The 21,743-nt window shown below is 75.7% G+C and carries 8 protein-coding genes; 7 read left to right on the forward strand and 1 reads right to left on the reverse strand.

Annotated features, from left to right (window positions below; genetic code table 11):
- Positions 1-52: 52 nt before the first annotated feature.
- A complete protein-coding gene (locus OG295_RS06605; RefSeq protein WP_371676012.1) occupies positions 53-3,940 on the forward strand; it encodes a BTAD domain-containing putative transcriptional regulator in 3,888 nt (1,295 codons plus the stop codon).
- A gap of 101 nt (positions 3,941-4,041) precedes the next feature.
- Here OG295_RS06605 and OG295_RS06610 read toward each other — a convergent pair whose 3' ends face one another.
- Positions 4,042-4,224, reverse strand: coding sequence for a hypothetical protein (locus OG295_RS06610; RefSeq protein ID WP_371676013.1), 183 nt, complete (start codon positions 4,222-4,224; stop codon positions 4,042-4,044).
- A 288-nt stretch (positions 4,225-4,512) separates the two neighbouring features.
- On the opposite strand from OG295_RS06610, the gene OG295_RS06615 reads away from it, so the two are divergent.
- The 6 genes from OG295_RS06615 to OG295_RS06640 all read left to right on the forward strand — a co-directional run bounded on the left by OG295_RS06615 (position 4,513) and on the right by OG295_RS06640 (position 21,701).
- Entirely contained in the window at positions 4,513-5,901 is a 1,389-nt protein-coding gene (locus OG295_RS06615; RefSeq protein WP_371676014.1) for a helix-turn-helix domain-containing protein, read from the forward strand.
- 325 nt (positions 5,902-6,226) lie between these two features.
- Entirely contained in the window at positions 6,227-12,643 is a 6,417-nt protein-coding gene (locus OG295_RS06620; protein WP_371676015.1) for an amino acid adenylation domain-containing protein, read from the forward strand.
- On the forward strand, positions 12,640-13,443 hold the full coding sequence (locus tag OG295_RS06625) for a thioesterase II family protein (protein ID WP_371676016.1): 804 nt from the start codon (positions 12,640-12,642) through the stop codon (positions 13,441-13,443). The genes OG295_RS06620 and OG295_RS06625 overlap by 4 nt, the downstream gene beginning before the upstream one ends.
- A 55-nt stretch (positions 13,444-13,498) precedes the next feature.
- Positions 13,499-14,542, forward strand: a complete 1,044-nt coding sequence (locus tag OG295_RS06630; RefSeq protein ID WP_371676017.1) for a TauD/TfdA family dioxygenase — start codon at positions 13,499-13,501, stop codon at positions 14,540-14,542.
- A gap of 5 nt (positions 14,543-14,547) precedes the next feature.
- A complete protein-coding gene (locus OG295_RS06635) occupies positions 14,548-16,383 on the forward strand; it encodes an amino acid adenylation domain-containing protein (RefSeq protein ID WP_371676018.1) in 1,836 nt (611 codons plus the stop codon).
- Positions 16,384-16,394: 11 nt separating this feature from the next.
- Complete coding sequence (locus OG295_RS06640; RefSeq protein WP_371676019.1) at positions 16,395-21,701, forward strand: condensation domain-containing protein; 5,307 nt, start codon at positions 16,395-16,397, stop codon at positions 21,699-21,701.
- The last annotated feature ends 42 nt before the right edge of the window (positions 21,702-21,743 follow it).

The raw sequence follows: 21,743 nt of genomic DNA on the forward strand, positions 1-21,743 counted from the left end.
GACTGACCCCGCGCTCCACCCGATCTCTGGTGTGCCTCCAGCTGGGAGACTCATGACCGTTTCGCCCGGCGGGGTTCCGCACACCCCGGACACGGTGGTGTTCCGCATCCTCGGCCCCTTACAGGTGACCGGCCTGAGCGGGCCGGTGCGGATTCCCCCGGGGCGGCAGGAGGTCATTCTCGCCGCCCTGCTCCTTGAGGCGAACCGGGTCGTCAGCACGGACTACCTGGTCGACCTCATCTGGGACGACGAGCCGCCGGACACCGCACGCACCCAGGTGCAGATCTGCGTGTCGCGACTGCGCAAGCTCTTCACGACGGCCGGAATCGCCGCCGCGATCACCACGCGGCCGCCGGGGTACGTCCTCAGGACGGAGGGCGACCTCGTCGACGCCGCCGTCTTCGCCCGCCGGCTCGCGGACGCGCGCACCCTGGCGAAGCGCGGGGACGCGCCGGAGGCGGTGGAACTGCTGCGTGCTGCGGGTGAGTTGTGGCAGGGCGACTGCCTGAGCGGGGTGTCGAGCGAGACGCTGCGCAGCAAGGCGCTGCAGTTGGACGAGGAGCGGCTGACGGCCGCCGAGACGCGGATCGAGCTGGAGCTCGACCTCGGCCGCCACCACCAGCTGGTCGGCGAGATCCAGTTGCTGGTACGGGTCCACCCGCTGCGGGAACGGCTGCGCGGGCAGCTGATGCTGGCGCTGTACCGCTCGGGGCGACAGGCGGAGGCGCTGGAGAGCTACCGGGTGGGCCGCGAGCTGCTGGTGGAGGAGCTCGGGCTGGAGCCGGGGGGCGAGCTGCGCGGGCTGGAACGGGCCATCCTCTCGGGGGACGTCCCACCGGTCCGCCCGGCGAGACCGGGCGGCGGGTTCGGCTCCGCGGGGGCGGGGGCGGGCTTCGGCGGCGCCGGCACGGGGGCGGGCCCGGGATTCGGGCCCACCGACGCGGGACCGGGGACGGGATACGGCAGCGCCGACGCAGGACCGGGCACGGGATACGGCACCACCGGCACGGGCGCGGGCGCGGGATACGGCGGCACCGGCACGGGGCGGAGCGCGGCGTTCGGGGGCGCCGCCTCCGGATCGGGCGGCGGGTTCGGGGCCGCTGCCGCCGGGCCCGGCGGAGCGTACGGTGCCGGAGCCGCCGGCACGGGCGCCGCCGACGGTACGAGACCGGGCACGCCTCAGGCCACTCATGGCGCCCCAGGGGCCCCGTTCGCCTCCTCGGGCCCTCCCGCCTCGCAAGGCGCGGCCAGCCCGGCCGACCCTGGCGGCTCCCCGCGCCACCAGGCCCCGTACGGCCACGGCACCCCCGGCACCCCCGGCACCCCGCTGGGCATCCCCGCCCCGCGCCCCCCGCAGGACCACGGCGCCCCGCTCGGCTCCGCCGGCGCGCGGGCCCCGCACGACCGAGGGGCACCCTCCCCCCAGGGACCCGCCGGCATCGCCCCGCCGGGTCACGGATCCCTCCTGGCCACACCGTTCGGCGGAGGTACCGCCGGTGAGGCTCCGGGCGGCCCGTTCGACGGGTTCCCGGTTTGGAGCCCCGGCGCGCCGGACCGGTCCCCGGGACGGGGGACCTCCCCCGCGGGCGGCCCCGCCGACGCCTCCCCCACGTGGGGCGCGGCCCCCGCGAGCGGGTACCCGGCCGTCGAGGGGGCCCCTTCGCGGAACGCCGGGCCCTCGGGCGGGTACGGCGGCGGCGCCGGGACTCCCGGCGCGGGCTCCGCGGGCGGCGGCCGCGCGGGGCACCCCGTCACGTCCACGGCCGCGACCGTGGCCCCGTACCGCGAGGAGACGCCCCGCCAACTCCCCGCGGACACATCGGACTTCGTGGGTGACGAGGAGCGGATCCGCCGGGTCGAGCAGGCCCTCCTCGGCGACGGGGAATGCGGCGGCGGCCGGCGCGCCGTCGGCGTGGCCGTGATCGTCGGCAAGCCCGGCACCGGAAAGTCCACGCTGGCCACTCACATCGCGCACCGGCTCAGCGAAACCGCCTTCCCCGACGGCCAGTTGTACTGCGACCTGCGCGGCACCGGCACCCCCGCCACCTCCGGCGAGGTGCTGGGCCGGTTCCTGCGCGCACTCGGCATTCCGGGCCCGGTGCTCCCCGAGTCCCAGGACGAACGGGCCGAGATGTACCGCACGCTCCTCGCCTCCCGCCGCGTGCTGGTGGTGCTGGACGACGCCGCGTCGGAGAGCCAGATCCGGCCGCTGCTGCCCGGCAGCAACACCTGCGCGGTGCTGGTCACCAGCCGGGTCCGGCTCACCGGCCTGCCCGGGGCGCACCGCGTCGAGCTGGACGTGATGGGTACCGACCACGCCGTGGAACTGCTGGTCCGGGTGATCGGCCCGGACCGCGTCGCACGCGAGCCGGTGGCGGTCGAGGCGCTGATCCGGACCGTGGGCGGGCTGCCGCTGGCGCTGCGGATCGTCGCGGCCCGGCTGGCCGCCCGTCCGCACTGGACGCTGGCGTCGATGGTGCACCGGCTCGCGAACGAACGGCACCGCCTCGACGAGCTGACGCACGGCGAGATGACGATGCGGGCCAGCCTCTCCCTCACCCACGACGGGCTGGCCGCCGAGGACCGCCGGCTGCTGCGCCTGCTGAGCCTGGCCCAGGGGCAGACGCTGCCGGGCTGGCTGGCCGGCGCGCTGCTGGACGATCCGCGGCCCTTCGCCTCGGACCTGCTGGAACCGCTGGTCGACGTACAGATGCTGGACGTGGTCGGGATGGAGTCCACGGGCGGGTTCCGCTACCGCTTCCACGAGATCATCCGGGTGTTCGCGCGGGAGCAGCTGGCGGCGCACCACGAGGCGGCCGACCAGCACGCGGCGACGGCGCGGATGCTGGGCGGCTGGATGTCTCTGGCGGAGCAGGCCCACCGGCGCATCTACGGAGGGGACTTCACGGTGCTGCACGGCTCCGCGCCGCGCTGGGAACCCCCGGCGGAATGCGTGGACGAGCTGCTGGTGGATCCGCTGGGCTGGCTGGACAGCGAGCACGCGAACCTGGTGCAGGCGGTGGAGCACGCGGCCCGGGAGCAGATGGACGAGCTCTGCTGGGACCTGGCGACGACCCTGGCCACCCTGTTCGAGGGACGCGGCTACCTCGACGACTGGGAACGTACGCACCGGCTCGCGCTGGACTCGGTACGGGCGGCGGGCAACACCCGGGGCACGGCGGCCCTGTTGAGCTCGCTCGGGGTGCTCCACCTGGGCCGCAGCCAGAGCGAGGAGTCCCGGTCGGCGCTGACGACGGCGCTCGGGCTGTTCCAGGAGCTGGAGGACCGGCAGGGGCAGGCGCTGTGCCACCGGGACCTGGCGCTGCTGGAGCGGATGCGGGGCAACGAGGACCACGCCCTCTCGCTGTACGACCGGGCACTGCGGGATTTCGACCAGGCCGGCGACGTGGTGGGCCGGGCCATCGTGCTGACGCAGAGCGCGCACATCTGGATGCGGCGGGGGCAGAGCTCGGCGGCCCAGACCCGGCTGGACGAGGCGCTCGGGATCTACCGGTCGGTGGGGTACACGGGCGGGCAGGCCCGGACGCTGCGCCGGGCGGGGCAGCTGCTCCAGGGTCAGGGGGAGCACGAGCGGGCGGTGACCACGTACACGGAGGTCCTGGAGCTGTGCCGGGAGAGCGGTGACGTGATCGGCGAGGGGCACCTGCTGCGGGACCTGGGACACGCGCACGCCGAGATGGGACGGTGCGAGGCGGCCCGCGGATTCTACGCGCAGGCCCTGTCGGTCCGGGAGCAGATCATGGACCACGGCGGAGCGGCGCTGGTGCGCCTGGACCTGGCGCGGCTGCTGACCGCGAACGGCGGCGCCGGAGAGCGGTCGCGGTCCCGGGAGTTGCTGGAGAGCGCGGTACGGGCGTTCCGCGACCGGGGGATGGAGCGGGAGCTGGCCGAGGCCGAAAGGCTGCTGGCCGCTCCGTGAGGGGCCGGCGGGCCTGAGGGGAGCCGACGGGCCTGAGGGAGCCGGCGGGCCTGAGAAGGCTGGTGAGCCGAAGCCGCCGCCCCGGCCCCGCGGGGTCCGGGTCAGTCCCACGGGTTGGTGTCGGAGGAGCCGCTCGGGGTGGGGGTGGCCTGCGGGGCGGGGACGCCGGCGGTGGTACCGGTGGCGGCCGGACCGTCGGCCTGGGCGACCTGGGTACCGAGTGCGGCGGCGCCGGCGATGGCGGCGGTGACGAGGGCGGCGCGCAGGGCGTGGGAGAGGTTCATCTCGGGTCCTTTCGTCGGTGCGCTCCGGGTTTCCGGGGCGCTTCCTGCTTTCTGGACCCCAACTTAGGAACGGCCGGAATCCCGGCACCGGCCCCGCCCCTATCCCCGCGCTATCACGGGCCGCCATGGCGGACCTATATTCCCGCTCGCGGTGATAGCGGCGTCCGCGACGGGCACGGATCAGCCGGTGATGCCCCCGGGATAGCGCGCTGCCGACGATGGGGACCAGGAACCGGGCCGTCACCCCAGGCCCCGTCGTTCCCCCACACCGTCACCGGGAGCGCCACTATGAACGCCCATGTGAACACGGACTCGACCTCCCGGGTGGGAGCCTTGATACGGGCCCACCGGCTGCGCATCGGGCTCACCCAGCGGGAGCTGGCGGACCTTTCGACGATCAGCGTGCGGGCCATCCGCGATCTGGAGCAGGGCAAGGCGAGACGGCCCCGCCCCGACACGGTGCGGCTGATGGCGGACGCGCTGCGGCTGGGCCCGCGGGCCAGGGCGGCGCTGGAGGCCGCCGCCCAGCAGGGCCGGGCCGGCGGGCAGGGCTGGGGGCGGCCCCCGGCTCCGCCGACCGCGCTGCACGCGATGTCGGGGCGGGACGCGGAGACGGCCGTCCTGGAGCGGGAGCTTTCCGTGGGCGGCGAGCGGCTGGTGAACGTGGTGGGGCTCGGCGGGGTGGGCAAGACGCGGGTCGCACTGGAGGTCGCCGAGCGGTTGCACGCGTCCGGCGTTCCGGTGCTGTGGCACGCCTTCCCGGGGGCGTCGGCGGACTATCTGGGGTGCGGGGAGCCCGAGCCGGCGGCCCGGGTGGCGGCGACGGTGGCCGACCTCTACGGATCGCCTCCGGCGGATCCGGCCTACGACGGGGCGGGCCCGGCCGGAACCACCGCCACCGGCGCCTGGGCCCTCGGCGAGGCACCGGGGGGCGGCCTGTTCGAACTGCTGGGAGAGCAGCGGGTGTTGCTCGTGCTCGACGGGGCCCCGGCGGTCGCTCCCCGGTTCGACCGGCTCACCGCACTGCTGCGGGCCTGCCCCGGTCTGCGCGTGCTGGTCACCTCGGAGCAGCCGTGGGAGGTGCCGGGGGAACGGATCTTCCTGCTGTCCCCCCTGGAGGTCCCGGCCGAGGGCGCGGCGACGGACGCCGCTGCCGCCGCCCCCGCCGTACGCGTGTTCCTCGACCATGTCCGGCGCGTACGCCCCGAGTTCACCGCCGCTCCGGCCGATCTGGCCCGCGCGGCCCGGCTGTGCCGCCGCCTCGACGGGCATCCGGGAGCGCTCGCCGCCGCCGCGTCCTGGCTGGTGGTCTGCGATCTCGACACCCTGTGCCACAGCCTCGACGCCGACCCGGTCGCCCTGCTGGACCACCTCGGCGGGGGCGCCGGAGCCGACCGGTTCCGGGCCGCCCTGCACCGCCGTACGGACGGGCTCTCCGCCGGGGCCCGCGAGCTGCTGGACGCCCTCTGCGCCGGGGAGGCGCAGGACGCGGAAGGGGAGTTCGGGCTGACGGACGTGGCGGCCCTGACGGGGCGCGGCCTGCCGGAGTCCGGCCGGATGCTGCGAGAACTGCTGCTCAGCGGGACCGTGCGGGCCGCGTACGAGAGCGGCGGCTCCCGCTTCCGCGTGCTGGGCCTGGTGCGGGCCGCCGCCCTCCGGACCCCGCAGCGGGCCTGACGGGGGGTCCGGCCGGGGTACGCGCAGGCGGGGGCCCGCCGTGTCTCCGGGGCCGCCCGTCGTCCGGCCCGGTGGGCGCCCGGCGGCGCCGAGCCCGAGTACGCCGCCCCCGGCCCTCCCCTGACCAGGGGCAAGGGGCACCCGCCCGGACGGCAACTGCTCCCGGAGTGCCGGAGCAACTGCCGCCGCCGCCCTCGGCCCGCGGGTTGTATGACGTACGGCCGGACGGCGCCCCGGAGCGACCGCGGCCACCGGCGCAGTCGTACGCCCGGATCCCGATCCGCACCCCCGCCCCACCCCACCGCACCCTTCGAGGAGCCTCCGCATGTCTTCGACCGCGTCCGAACGGAGCAGCGCGCACGGGCCCGCCGCTGTGCGGCTGCCCCTCTCGGCGGCGCAGCGCGACATCTGGACGGCCCACGCCCTGGACGCCACCGGCAGCCGCTACAACATCGGCGAGTACCGCGAACTCGTGGGCCCGCTGGACGCGGACCTGCTGGCCCGTGCCTGGTACCAGCTGGCCCGCGAGGCCGACGTGCTGCGCGTCCGGGGCACCGGCTCCGACGAGGACGGCGGCCTGTGGCAGCTGCTCCACCCCGACCCGGGCGAGCGGCGGCTGCGCGTCGTGGACCTGGACGCGGAGCCGGATCCGGTGGAGGCCGGCCGGGCGTGGATGGCGGCGGAGCTGGCGCGGCCGTTCGACCTGGCGGACGGCTGGCTGACCCGGCACGTGCTCCTGAGGGCGGGCCGGACGGACGGCGGCGAACAGCGCTGGTTCTACTTCCACGCCTTCCACCACCTGGTCGTCGACGGCATGGGCGTCGCCCTCCTCGACCAGCGCCTGGTCGAGCTGTACGAGCGGGGGTCCGCCGGGGAGCCCTGGGGGCCGAGCCCCTTCGGTCCGCTGGAGGAACTGCTGGCCGAGGACGGCGCCTACCGGGCCTCGGCCGAGGGGGCCGCGGACCGCGCCCACTGGGCGGGGCACCTGGCGGGGCTGCCGCAGACCCCGCGTCTGGGCGAGGGCCGGACCGGCCCCGCGGCGCCGGGCGCGCTGCCCTTCGTACGGCGGACCGTGGTGCTGCCGGCGGGGCGGGCGGAGCGGCTCCGGGAGGTGGCGCGGGCGCACCGGACGCCCTGGACGATGCTGGTGATCGCGCTGGTCGCGGCGTACGTGCACCGGGTGAGCGGAAGTCCGGAGCTGGTGCTCGGGCTGCCGGTGACGGGCCGGCGCACCGACCTGGCCCGCCGTACGCCGGGGATGATGTCGAACGTGGTGCCGCTGCGGGTGGCGGTGCCGGCGGACGGGACGACGGGCGAGCTGCTGGCGGCGGTGGTCGCGGAGGCGCGCCGGGGGCTGAAGCACCAGCGCACCCGCTACGAGGACATGTGCCGCGATCTGGGGCTGGGCGAGGCGGAACGGCGGATCACCGCCCCCCTGGTCAACATCATGGCGTTCACCCCGGGCATGCGCTTCTGCGGGCTGCCGACCCTCCAGCACAACCTGGGCAACGGACCCGTGGAGGACCTGGCGGTCGGCGTGTACGACCTGGGGCCCGAGGACGGGCTGCGGATCGACTTCGACGCATCGCCGGAGGTGTGCGACATCGCCGCGGTGGCGGCGCACCAGGACCGCTTCGTGCGGTTCGTGGAGTCGGTCCTGTCGGAGGACGAACAGTCCTTGTCACGGATCGAGTTGCTGGGCGCAGTGGAGCGGCGTCAGGTGCTGGAGGAGTGGACGGGCATCCGCGCCGACACCGGGGAGGCCACCCTCGTCGAACGGTTCGAGGAGCAGGTCCGGCTGCGCCCCACGGCCCGCGCCCTCGTCTTCGGCGACCGGGAGCTCTCGTACGCCGAACTCGACTCCCGCGCCAACCGGCTCGCGCACCACCTCGCCGCCCGGGGCCTGGGCCGCGGCGACCTCGCCGGCATCCTCCTCGACCGCGGCCCCGACTTCGCCGTCGCCCTCCTCGCCGTCCTCAAGACCGGCGCCGGATACGCCCTCCTGGACCCCGAGTTCCCCGACGAACGCCTCATCGGCACCGCCCGGGACGCCTCCCTCACCACCCTGGTCACCGACACCCGCCACCACGCCCGGCTGACCCCCACCGGCGGAGCCCCCTGGGCGACGGTCCGCGTGGACACGGAGGCCGACTCCATCGCCGCACGACCGGCCACCCCTCTCGGAACACCGCTGACCTGGGACGACGTCGCCTGCGTGATGTTCACCTCCGGGTCCACCGGACGGCCCAAGGGCATCCTGTCCTCCCACCGCAACCTGGTCTCCACCCTCACCGCCCAGACCTACGCCACCTTCGGCCCCGGCGAGACCTTCCTCCAGTGCTCCCCCGTCTCCTGGGACGCCTTCAGCCTCGAATTCTGGGGCGCCCTCCTCCACGGCGGCACCACCGTCCTCCAGCCCGGACAACGCCCCGAACCGGCCCTGATCGCGGAGCTGTCGCGGCGGCACGGCGTGAGCATGCTGCAGCTGTCCTCCAGCCTGTTCAACTACCTCACCGACGAACACCCCGAGACCTTCACCACCACCCGCATCGTCTACACCGGCGGCGAACCCGCGTCGCCCACCCACGTCCACCGTCTCCACGGGCTCCGGCCGCACCTCACCATCACCAACGGGTACGGGCCGGCCGAGTCCATGGGCTTCACCACCACCCACACCATCGCGCCGACCTCCGAGGTCCGGGGTCCCCTCTCCATCGGCCGGCCCCTGACCAACAAGCACGCCTACGTCCTGGACGCGCGGCTGCGGCCCTCCCCTCCCGGCACGACGGGCGAGCTGTACCTCTCCGGCGACGGACTCGCCCACGGCTACCTCGCCCAGCCCACCACCACCGCCACCCACTTCATCCCCAACCCCTACGGACCCCCCGGCAGCCGCCTCTACCGCACCGGCGACCAAGCCCACTGGGACACCCACGGCAACCTCCACTACACCGGCCGCACCGACACCCAGATCAAGATCCGCGGCTTCCGCATCGAACCCACCGAAATCGAAACCACCCTCACCACCCACCCCCACATCACCCAAGCCACCCTGCTCCACTCCGCCCGGCAGCTGACGGCCTACGTGACCACGGCCCCCGGGGCCCCGGCCCCGGCCCCCGAAGCGCTGCGCGCCTGGCTGCGCGAGCGGCTGCCGGAGCACATGGTCCCCGCCCGGTTCGCGGTCCTGGACCGGCTGCCGCTCACCCCCAACGGGAAGATCGACAAGGCCGCGCTCCCGGCGGTCGAGCCGACGCCCGCCACCGGTGGCCGCCAGCCGCTCACCGAGACGGAGGAGCTCGTACGGACCCTCGTGAGCGAGGTGCTCGGCAGCCCGGTGCCCCTGTCCATGGACGACGGGTTCTTCGACCACGGCGGCCACTCCCTCCTCGCCGCCCGCCTGACGAACCGCATCGCCTCCACCCTCGGCGTCACCCTCACCCTGCGCGACGTCTTCCAGCACCCCACCCCCGCCGCCCTGACCCGCCGGATCGACGAGGTCGGCGACCGGCCCGCCCTGCCGCCCCTGCGGCGTGCCGCGGAACGTCCCGAGCGGCTGCCGCTGTCCTTCGCCCAGCAGCGGCTGTGGCTGGTCGCGGGACTCGGCGGCCCGGGGGCGACCGCGTACAACGTGCCGATGGCGGTCCGGCTGGAGGGCGAGCCGGACGTGCCCGCGCTGTGCGCCGCCTTCGAGGACCTGGCCGCCCGCCACGAGCCGCTGCGGACCCGGTTCGCCACCGCGGACGGGGACCCGTACCAGATCGTCGACCCGGTCCCGGCGCACGCGTTCGAGCTGCGCCGCGTCACCCCCGTCGATCTGGACGGCGAACTGCTCGCCGCCGCCCGCCACTCCTTCGACCTGACCGCCGAACACCCCTTGCGGGTCACCCTGTTGCGCTCCGGGGAGGGTGCGTACACGCTCCTGGTCCTGCTGCACCACATCGCCACCGACGGGCAGTCGCTGCGCCCGCTGTTCGAGGACCTGTCCCACGCCTACGCGGCCCGGCTGGCGGGATCGGCACCCGACTGGGCCCCCCTGCCGGCCGACTACGCCGACTTCGCGCTCTGGCAGCGCACCGTCCTCGCCGGCGGCCCGCTGGAGGCCCTGCTGGCCCACTGGAGGACGGCGCTGGCCGCGCTCCCCGAGGAGCTGGGGCTGCTCCCCGACCGGCCGCGTCCGCCGGTCGCCGGGCAGCGCGGCGGGGCGGTCCGGGTGGACTTCGGGACGGACCTGTACGAACGTGTGGTGGAGCTGGCGCGGGCCGAGCGGTGCACCCCCTTCATGGTGGTGCAGGCCGCGCTCGCGGCGACACTGACCCGGCTGGGCGCGGGCACCGACGTCCCGCTCGGCTCACCGGTCGCCGGTCGGCCCGACGAGGCCCTGTCGGGGCTCGTGGGCTTCTTCGTGAACACCCTGGTGCTGCGTACCGACACCTCGGGAAACCCGGCCTTCCGGGAGCTGCTGGCCCGGGTGCGCACCGCCGATCTGGACGCCTTCGCCCATCAGGAGGCCCCGTTCGACCTGGTACTGGAGGCCTTGAACCCGGCCCGCTCCCTGGCCCGGCATCCGCTGTTCCAGGTGTGCCTGGCACTGGAGTCGGGTCCCGGCATCTCGCCCGTGCTGCCCGGGGTGCGGGCCGGGGAGGCGCAGCCGCTGGCCACCGGAGCCGTCAAGTTCGATCTGGAGTTCCTGCTGCGCGCCGACGGGGCGTCCGGCCTGACGGGGGCGGTGCTCTACAGCTCCGACCTGTACGAGCGGGCCACCGTGGAGCGGATGACCGGCATGCTGCGGCGGACGCTGGAGCAGGTGGCGCGCGAACCGGGGGTCCGGCTCTCGGAGCTGGAGCTGCTGGACGGGGCCGGCCGCCGGCAGGTGCTGGAGGAGTGGACGGGGGGCCGTACCGACACCGCCCCGGCCACCCTCGTCGAACGGTTCGAGGAGCAGGTCCGGCTGCGGCCCGGGGGCCGGGCGGTGGTCTTCGGCGGCCAGGAGCTCACCTACCGGGAGCTGGACTCCCGCGCCAACCGTCTGGCCCACCACCTCGCCGCCCGGGGCCTGGGCCGCGGCGACCTCGCCGGCATCCTCCTCGACCGCGGCCCCGACTTCGCCGTCGCCCTCCTCGCCGTCCTCAAGACCGGCGCCGGATACGCCCTCCTGGACCCCGAGTTCCCCGACGAACGCCTCATCGGCACCGCCCGGGACGCCTCCCTCACCACCCTGGTCACCGACACCCGCCACCACGCCCGGCTGCCGGAAGGACCGTGGCGCAGCACCCTGGTCGACGCCGGGCGCGAGGAGATCGCGGGCTGCTCCGAGGACCCTCTCGGAACACCTCTGACCTGGGACGACGTCGCCTGCGTGATGTTCACCTCCGGGTCCACCGGACGGCCCAAGGGCATCCTGTCCTCCCACCGCAACCTGGTCTCCACCCTCACCGCCCAGACCTACGCCGCCTTCGGCCCCGGCGAGACCTTCCTCCAGTGCTCCCCCGTCTCCTGGGACGCCTTCAGCCTCGAATTCTGGGGCGCCCTCCTCCACGGCGGCACCACCGTCCTCCAGCCCGGACAACGCCCCGAACCGGCCCTGATCTCCGCACTGGCCCAGCAGCACCGGGTGACGATGCTGCAGCTGTCCTCCAGCCTCTTCAACTACCTCACCGACGAACACCCCGAGACCTTCACCACCACCCGCATCGTCTACACCGGCGGCGAACCCGCATCACCGACGCACGTGGAACGGCTGCACCGGCTGCACCCCCGGGTCACGATCACCAACGGGTACGGGCCGGCCGAGTCCATGGGCTTCACCACCACCCACACCACCGATCCCGACGCCCCCGCCACCGGCCCGCTCCCCATCGGCCGCCCCCTCGCCAACAAGCACGCCTACGTCCTCGACGCCCACCTCCGCCCCACACCGCCCGGCACGACGGGCGAGCTGTACCTCTCAGGCGACGGACTCGCCCACGGCTACCTCGCCCAGCCCACCACCACCGCCACCCACTTCATCCCCAACCCCTACGGACCCCCCGGCAGCCGCCTCTACCGCACCGGCGACCAAGCCCACTGGGACACCCTCGGCAACCTCCACTACACCGGCCGCACCGACACCCAGATCAAGATCCGCGGCTTCCGCATCGAACCCACCGAAATCGAAACCACCCTCACCACCCACCCCCACATCACCCAAGCCACCCTCGCCACGCACCCGGACCACCACCGCACGCCCCAGCTGACCGCCTACCTGGTCACCACCGACGAGGGCCTCTCCCCCCAGGACGTACGCCTCTGGTTGCGCACGCTCCTGCCCGACCACATGGTCCCGGCCTTCGTCGTCCTGCTGGACCGGCTGCCCCTCACCCCCAACGGGAAGATCGACAAGAGCGCCCTGCCCGCACCGCAGGCGGTCACCACGGCGGGCGGACGCGCACCGCGCACCCCACTGGAGGAGAAGGTGCGCACCTGGTTCGGGGAGGCGCTGGCCACCCCGTCCCCGCTGTCGATCGACGACAACTTCTTCGACCAGGGCGGCCACTCCCTCCTCGCCGCCCGCCTGACGAACCGCATCGGCACCGCCCTGGGCGTCACCCTCACCCTGCGCGACGTCTTCCAGCACCCCACCCCCGTCACCCTCGCCCAGCACATCGAGACCCGGCTGCTGTCCGCGGGGGCGCCCGCTCCCCGGCGCGCCCGGCCCGCGCTGCGCCGCCGTACCCCCGAACAGGAACGGAGTTCCTCATGAGCACCACCGACCAGGACCAGGCCGCCTTCACCCCCGCACCCGACGACGTGGTCTGGGACCTGCCGGGCGAGGGTCCGCAGCGCACCGCGCTGCTGGTCCTGCCGCACGCCGGCGGCAACGCCCACGCCTACGCGGAGTGGCGCGCCCATCTGCCGGCCGACGTCCGCCTGCTGATCGGCCAGTACCCGGGCCGGGGCGCCCGTTTCGCCGAGGACCTCCCCCGGGACATCGCCGACCTGGCCGGTCCGGTCGTGGCGGCGCTGCCCGCAGGGGTCACCGAGGACCTGGTGGTGCTCGGGCACAGCATGGGCTCGCTCGTGGCCTTCGAGGTCGTCCGCACCCTGGAGGCGGCCGGACGGGCACCCCGCGCCCTGATCGCCTCGGCGTGCCGGGCCCCGTTCCTGGCCAACCCGTGCGCCGTGTACCCGGAGCGGCTGGACGACGACGAGCTGGTGGCCGCCATCAAGGAGCGCGGCGGCACCGACGACGGCATCCTCGACGAACCGGAGCTGCGGGAGATCATCCTGCCGTCCATCCGGGCCGACTTCGCCATCGACGACGTCTACCGCTGCGCGGAGTCCGAGGCCCGGGTGGCCTGCCCGGTGACGGTGGTCGGCGGGGACGCCGACCCGGTCGCCCCGGCGGCCTCGCTGATCCGCTGGGCGCAGATCACCGACCGCGCGTTCGCCTCGTACGTGCTGCCGGGCGGCCACTTCTACTTCCAGGAACGACTGCCGGAGTTCTTCTCCGTGCTGGGTCCGGTCGTCGGCGGACACGCCGCCGCCCCGGCCGCCGTCTGACCGCGCCGCGCGGCCACCGCTCCCCCTCGTCTCCGCACCCCCTTAAGGACGTTCGATGACCACGTACGCAGAGTCCCCCGCCCGGACGGGCGCCGTCACCCCGGTGCGCGAGCCCGGCAAGCCCGTCGTCGTGCACGCCCCCGCCGGTCTCGACGCGGCTTCCTCCGCCGCCTGGCTGACCGCCCACCGCGAGGCCATCCAGGCCGAGTTGCTGCGCAGCGGTGCCGTACTGCTGCGGGGGCTGCCCGTCGAGGACGCGGCCTCGTTCGCCGCCGCCCGGGACGCCCTGATCGAGCGGCGCGCCGGGTACAAGGAGAAGGCCACCCCGCGCACCGATTTCGGCGAGGGCGTGTTCTCCTCCACCGATCTGCCGGCGGTCCAGCCGATCAGGCTGCACAACGAGAACAGCTACACCCTCGACTTCCCCGGGGTGCTGCTGTTCGGCTGCGTGACCGCCCCCGAGGAGGGCGGGGCGACCACCGTCGGCGACATGCGCGAGGCGCTGCGGCTGCTGCCGCCGGAGCTGGTCGAGCGGTTCGAGCGGGCCGGCTGGCTGCTCGTGCGCAACTACTCCGAACTGGCCGGGCTGCCCTGGTACAAGACCTTCGCCACCGAGGACAAGGCGGTGGCCGAGGCCTACTGCGAGGAGAACACCGTCGGCTACGAGTGGGTCGGGGAGGACGACTCGATGATCACCCGCCAGCGGCGGTCCGCGGTCGTCACCCACCCCGTGACGGGCGAGCGGACCTGGTTCAACCACTTCGCCTTCTGGAACAGCCGCACCCTGGACCCGGACGTCCGCGAGGTCCTCGTCGAGACGTACGGGGAGGACGGGCTGCCCTTCAACACCTACCTGGGCGACGGCTCCCGGCTCACCGACGCCGAGGTCGACGCGGTCAACGCCGTCTACGACCGGGTCACGGTCCGGGAGACCTGGCAGCGGGGCGACCTGATGCTCGTCGACAACATCCTGTGCGCGCACGGCCGCGAGGCCTACAAGGGCGACCGGAAGATCCTCGTGGCCATGGGCGAGCCCGTCGCACTGGCCGACTGCGCGCCCGTCACCCAGCCGTCCACCACCGTCTTCACCGGGGAGTGACCGTCATGACCGCCGTACTTCCCGAGCGTCCCCGCGTCCGCACGGGCGCCGCCGCCGTTCCCGACCTGCTGGACCGCCTCGCGCTGGCCCCCGCGGACCGGACCGCCGTCGTCGCGGACGGGCGGGCGAGGAACTTCGGCGAACTGCGCGCCGAGGCCATGCGGATCGCGGGCCGGCTGGCCGCCCGCGGCATCGGGCCGGAGAGCGTGGTCGCGCTGTGCCTGCCGCGCGGCGCCGAGCTCGTCGCCGCGCTGGTCGGGACCCTGACCGCGGGGGCCGCCTACCTGCCGGTGGACCCGAGGCTGCCGGCCGAACGGCGGTGCTACCTCGTCGAGGACGCGGGCGCCGACCTGGTCGTCACCGCCGACGCGGACACCGCGCCCCTCGCCGGGGGCGTACCGCACGTGAGCGTGGCCGCGCTGGCCGCGCCCGGCCCGGAGCTCCCGTACGCCCCGGTGGTCGTCTCCGGCGACGCCCTGGCCTACGTCATCTACACCTCCGGTTCCACCGGCCGCCCCAAGGGCGTGGAGATCGGCCGGGCCGCCGCGTCCGCGCTGCTGGGCGAGCTGGAGGGCGCGGGCATCGCCGTCACCGAGGGCGGGCGGGTCGGCTGGAACGCCTCTCCGTCCTTCGACGCCTCCGTGCAGCAGTGGGTCCGTCTCTGCCGCGGCGACACCCTGGTGGTGATCGACGACGAGACCCGCGCGGACCCGGCGCTGCTGGCCCGGCTGGTCGACGAACAGGCCCTGACCGACCTGGACATCACCCCCGCGCACGCCGATCCCCTGCTGGACCTGCTCACGCCGGACGGCGGCCCGCGGCCGCTGACCCTGCTGATCGGCGGCGAGGCCGTCAGCCCCGCACTGTGGCGGCGCCTGGCCCGGCTCGGCGAACGGGGGGTGCTGCGCACGGTCAACCTGTACGGGCCCACCGAGTGCACGGTCGACGCCACGGCGGGCTGGGTGGACGGCGCCGACGAGCCGCACATCGGCAGCGTCCTGCCGGGCCTGCGCACGCGGGTCCTGGACGAGGGGCTGAACCCGGTCGCCGAGGGCGGCAGCGGCGAGCTGTACCTGGCGGGCCCCCGCGTGGGCCGCGGCTACCGGGGCCGGCCCGCCCTGACCGCGGAGCGGTTCGTGGCCGACGCCGCCGGGGAGGAGCACGGCGGCCGCATGTACCGGACGGGCGACCTCGTACGGCTCCTGCCCGGCGGCCGGCTGGCCTACCTGGGGCGGGCCGACGGCCAGGTCAAGCTGCGCGGCCACCGCCTCGAACTCCCGGAGGTCGAGGCCGCGGTGGCCGCGGTCCCCGGGATCGCCGAGGCGGCCGTCGTGCTCCGCGAGGACGTCCACGGGGCGCCGGGCCTGGTGGCCTACTACCGGGCGGCCGGTCCCGTCACCGGCGACGCGCTGCGCGAACGCCTCACCGCCGTGCTGCCCGCGTACATGGTCCCGGCGGCCTTCGTGGCCCTGGAGCGGTTCCCGGTCACCGTCAACGGCAAGGTGGACCGGGCCGCGCTGCCCGCCCCGGCGCCCGCCGCCGCGCCCGCCGCCGCCGGGGACGGCACCGCCGGGGACGGCACCGCCGGGGGCCTGACCGCCTCGCAGACGCTGATCGCGGGGGTCTGGGCCGCGGTGCTCGGCGCCCCGCACGTCGGCCCCGACGACAACTTCTTCAAGCTGGGCGGCCATTCGCTGCTCGCGATCAAGCTGGTCTCGCGGGTCCGCGCCGAACTGGGCGTCTCCCTCCCGGTGAAGGCCGTCTACGCCAACCCGCGCCTGCGGGACCTGGCCGCCCACCTCGACACCCTGGTCGCGGCCGCCGCGAGCCCGAACTCCTGAAGGACATGACCGTGATCCCGTTGTCGTACGCCCAGCGCCGGCTGTGGTTCCTGGGCCGGCTGCACGGCCCTTCCGCCACCTACAACGCCCCGGTCGTCCTGCACCTCGACGGCGAACCCGACGCCGGGACCCTGGCCCTCGCGCTGGCCGACGTCGTGCGGCGGCACGAGGTGCTGCGCACCGTACTGCCGGCCGGGCCCGACGCGGAGCCGTACCAGCGCGTGCTGGACGAGGCGCCCGCCGCGCGGCTCACCGCCGAGGAGTGCGCGCCGGGCCAACGGGACGCACGGGTGGCCGCCTTCATCCGGCAGCCCCTGGACATCACCGTCGAACCCCCGCTGCGCGCCCGCCTGTTCCTGCCGGGCGACGGCACCTCCACCCTGGTGCTGCTGATCCACCACGTGGCGACGGACGGCTGGTCGCTGCGCCCCCTGCTGCGCGACCTGGCCGGGGCCTACGCCGCCCGGCTGGCCGGCCGGACCCCCGACGCGGAGCCGCTGCCCGTGCAGTACACGGACTACAGCCAGTGGCAGCACGAGCTGCTCGGTGACCCCGCCGACCCGGACAGCCTGGCCGCCGAACAACTGGCCTACTGGCGGACCGCGCTGGAGGGGGCCCCGGCGGTGGTCGACCTGCCGGCCGACCGGCCCCGCCCGGCCGAGCCCTCGGGCCGGGGCGGGACGCTGACGGCCCGGCTGGACGCGGCGGCCCACGGCGGGCTGCTCGCCCTGGCGCGCACCCACCGGGCGAGCCCGGCCATGGCGGCCCGCGCCGCCCTCGCGGCGGCCCTGTCGGCGGCCGGAGCGGGCGAGGATGTCGTGATCGGCACCCCGGTCGCGGGCCGCCCCGACGAGGACCTGTACGACCTGGTCGGCTTCTTCGTCAACTCCCTCGCGCTGCGCACCGATCTGTCGGGCGACCCGGCCGTCGGGGAGCTGCTGGAGCGGGTGCGCGAAGCCGACCTGGCGGCGTACGAGCACCAGGAGCTGCCCTTCGACCTGCTGGTGGAGCGGCTCGCCCCGGAACGGGCCCTGGGCCACCACCCCTTCTTCCAGGTGATGCTGACCGTGGACGCGGGCGCCGCCGGCGGCGCGGGCGGCGGCCGGGTGGAGCTGGGCGGCGGGATCGGCGGTGAGCTCGCAGAGGTCGCCCTGGACACCGCCAAGTTCGATCTGACCTGGTACTGCCGCGAGCTGCACACGGCCGAGGGCCGGCCGGACGGGATCGAGATCGCCCTCCAGTACGCCACCGACCTCTTCGACGAGGACACGGCCCGGCTGCTGCTGGAGCTCTACGTACGGACCCTCGAAGCGTTCGCCGACCGTCCCACGGCCCGTCTCGGCGCCCTCGGCCCGGTGTCCGGCCCGCAGGCACGGGCCCTGGCCGCGCGGGGGCGCAGCACCCTCCCGGCCCCCGCGCCCGCCCCGCGCGGCGCCGTCCCGGCACGCCGCGACGTGCTCTCGCCCCGGGAGGAGATCCTGTGCGGCCTGTTCGCGGAGGTCCTCGGGCGCGGGGAGGGCGAGGCGTTCGCCGCCGACGCGAACTTCTTCAAGTCGGGCGGCCATTCGCTGCTCGCGAGCAAGCTGGTGAACCGGATCCGGGGCGCGCTCGGCCTGGAACTGGGCATCCGGGACCTGTTCCTCGCCCCGACCCCGGCCGCCCTGCACGGGCGCCTGGCCGGAGCGGGGGCCGCCGGGGCGGCCCGGCCCGCGCTGGTCCCCGTACCGGACCGGCACGGGCGGATCCCGCTGTCGGCCGCGCAGCGGGCGCTGTGGCTGCTGGACCGCATCGAGGGCCCCTCGGCGGCCTACAACGCCCCGCTGGTGCTGCGGCTGGACGCGGTCCCGGAACCCGCCGCGCTGGAGGCCGCGCTCGGTGACCTCGTCGCCCGGCACGAGGTGCTGCGCACGGTGTACGGGGCCGAGGGCGGCGAGCCGTACCAGCGGGTGCTCGCGCGGGCCGGGGTGCCGCTGGAGGTGGAGACGTGCGCGCCCGGCGAGCTGGACGCGCTGGTCGACGCCTTCGGCCGGGAGGCCTTCGACCTGGCGCTCCGGCCGCCGCTGCGGGCCCGGCTGTTCGTCCCGGGCGACGGCGGTGCGGTGCTGGTGCTGCTGGTCCACCACATCGCCACCGACGGCTGGTCCCTGGCCCCGCTGCTGCGGGACCTGGGCGAGGCGTACGGGGCGCGGTGCGCGGGACGCGCCCCCGAACTGCCGCCGCTGCCGGTGCAGTACGCCGACTACGCCCTGTGGCAGCGCGAGCTGCTGGCCGACCCGGACGCCCTGCTCGGCTTCTGGCGCGGGGCCCTCTCCGGGATGCCCGCGCGGACCGTGCTGCCCGCCGACCGGCCGCGCCCGGCCGAGCCCTCGGGCCGGGGCGCCACCGTGTCGGCCGCGGTCGGCGCGGACGCGCACCGGACGCTGGCCGGGCTGGCGCGGGAGCGGAGGGCGAGCCTGTTCATGGTGGTCCGAGCGGCGCTGGCGGCGGCGCTCTCGGCCACCGGCGCGGGCGAGGACCTGGCGATCGGCACCCCGGTCGCGGGCCGCCCCGACCAGGACCTGCACGAGCTGGTCGGCTGCTTCGTCAACTCGCTGGTGCTGCGCACCGACCTGTCCGGCGACCCGTCCCCCGGGGAGCTCGTCGACCGGGTCCGGGACGCGGACCTGTCCGCCTTCGACCACCAGGACCTGCCCTTCGACGTCCTGGTCGAGCACCTGGCGGAGCCGGGCCGGGCCCTGGGCGAACACCCCTTCTTCCAGGTGATGCTGACCGTGCGGGAGGCCGCCGACGAGCGGGTGTCGCTCGGCCCGGTCACGGGCCGGGCCGGGAGCACCGACCTGGGCGCCGCCAAGTTCGACCTGAGCTTCCACTGCGCCGGGCGGCACACCGCGGACGGCGCCCCGGACGGCCTCGACGTGCACGTGCAGTACGCCACCGACCTCTTCGACGAGGACACGGCCCGGCTGCTGCTGGAGGTCTGCGTACGGGCCCTCGAAGCGTTCGCCGCCGATCCGGCGGCCCGCCTCGGCTCACTGGACCTGGTCCGGGAGCCGGAGCGGCGGGGCCTGGAGCGGCGCCGGGACCGGCTGCGGGAGGCCCTCGCCGCGACGGCGGCGGCCCCGGCGGCCGCGACGGCGGCGCCGTCCTCCCCGCGCGAGGAGATCCTGTGCGGACTGTTCGCCGAGGTGCTGGGCGCGGAGCGGATCGCAGCCGACGCCAACTTCTTCAAGTCGGGCGGGCACTCGCTGCTGGCCAGCCGGCTCGTCAACCGGATCCGGGCCGTGCTCGGCGTGGAGGCGGGCATCCGGGACCTGTTCCTGGCCCCCACCGCGGCGGCCCTGCACCGCCGCCTCGGGACGGGCACCGGGGCGGGGGCGGCTCGGCCCGCGCTGCTCCCCGTACCGGACCGTCCGGAGCGGATACCGCTGTCGTACGCGCAGCGCCGGCTGTGGTTCCTCGACCAGCTCCAGGGGCCGTCCGCCACCTACAACGTCGCTCTGGTGCGGCGCCTGGAACGGCCGCTGGAACCGGTGGCGCTCGCCGGGGCGCTGGCGGACCTCGCCGCCCGGCACGAGGTGCTGCGCACCGTGTACGGGACCGAGGGCGGGGAGCCGTACCAGCGGGTGCTGGCGGGAGCCCGCCCGCAACTGGAACTGGTGCACGCGACGGACGTGGCCGCGGCCGTCGACGCGGCGGCCGGGCACGTCTTCGACCTGACGCGGGACCTGCCGCTGCGGGCCTGGCTGGTCCTGCCGGAGGGCGGGGGCCCGCAGACCCTGGTGCTGCTCCTGCACCACATCGCCGCGGACGGCTGGTCCACGGGCCCGCTCCTGACCGACCTGGCGGCGGCGTACGGGGCACGGGCGGCGACGGGCCGGGAGCCGGGCTGGTCCCCGCTGCCCGTGCAGTACGCGGACTACACGCTGTGGCAGCGGGAGCTGCTCGCCGACCCGGGCGCCCCCCTCGCGTACTGGCGCGGGGCCCTGTCCGGGCTCCCGCCGCTGATCGACCTGCCGACGGAACTGCCCCGGCCGGCCGTGCCGTCGGGACGCGGGGCCGTCACCGGCTTCGAGGTGGACGCCGCCACGCACCGCGCCCTGCTGCGGATCGCGCACGCGCGGGGCGCCACCCTGTTCATGGTGGTGCAGGCGGCGCTGGCGGCGGCCCTGACCCGGGCCGGGGCCGGGACGGACCTGGCCATCGGCACGACGGTCGCGGGGCGCGCCGACGACGCCCTGTCGGGGCTGGTGGGCTTCTTCGTCAACACGCTGGTGCTGCGCACCGGCACGGGCGGGGACCCCGCCTTCGAGGAACTCGTGGACCGGGTCCGGGAGGCGGACCTGGCGGCGTACGCGCACCAGGACCTGCCGTTCGACCTGCTGGTGGAGGCCCTCAACCCGCACCGGTCCTCGGCACACGACGCGCTGGTGCAGGTGATGCTCCAGGTGAACCCGGCTCCGGCCGGGGCGCCCGGCGGGCCGCTGGCGGGGACGGAAGGCTCCTTCGCCGCGCGGACGGCGAAGTCCGACCTGACCTTCGCCCTGACCGAGCGGCCGACCGGCGGTCTGTCGGGGGTCCTGGAGTACGCCACCGACCTCTACGGGCCCTCGGGCGCGGCCCGGCTGGCGGCGCTGCTGGTGTCGGCGCTGGAGCTGTTCGCCGCCGATCCGTCGCGGCACGTGTCCGCCCTGCCGGCTCCGCCCGACCGGCGTCCCGCACGGCCGCTCGCCGGGGGCTACCGGGTCGATCCGGCCCGGGTGGAGGCGGTCCTGACGGCGCATCCGGCGGTGGTGTCGGCGCGGGCCCGGGTGGAGGGGGACCGGCTGCTCGCCCGGGCCGTGACCCCCGCCGGGGCGGTGACGGAGGCCGACCTCCAGGCCTGGGCGGCGGACCGGCTGCCGGACTACGAGGTCCCGGCGGCCGTCCTGCTGCCCGAGGCCCCGGTCCCGCCGGCCCAGACCCCCGCGCCGACGCCCTCCCCCGCGCCGCCCTCCTGCCCCGCCGGCGCCCCGGACCCGGGCGGCGCTCTGACCGACGCGCTGCTGCGGCTCTTCGCGGAGGTGCTGGAACGGGGTCGGATCGGTCCGGATGACAACTTCTTCAAGTCCGGCGGGCATTCGCTGCTCGCGGTACGGCTGGTCAACCGGGTGCGGGCGGAACTCGGACGCGAACTGACCCTGCGCGAGGTGTTCCGGCACCCCACCCCGGCCCGGCTGGCGGCCCTGCTGTCGACGGCCCCCACCACCGGCCCGGCCCCGGCCCCCGCCCCGGCGCTGCGCCGCCGCACCCACGCGGGCGCCCGCGTCCGGCAGCCGTAGCATCCCCCGGCGGCCCCTCCGGGGTCGGGGGCCGCTCCCGGC

This window comes from Streptomyces sp. NBC_01276 (assembly GCF_041435355.1).
Classification (GTDB): domain Bacteria; phylum Actinomycetota; class Actinomycetes; order Streptomycetales; family Streptomycetaceae; genus Streptomyces.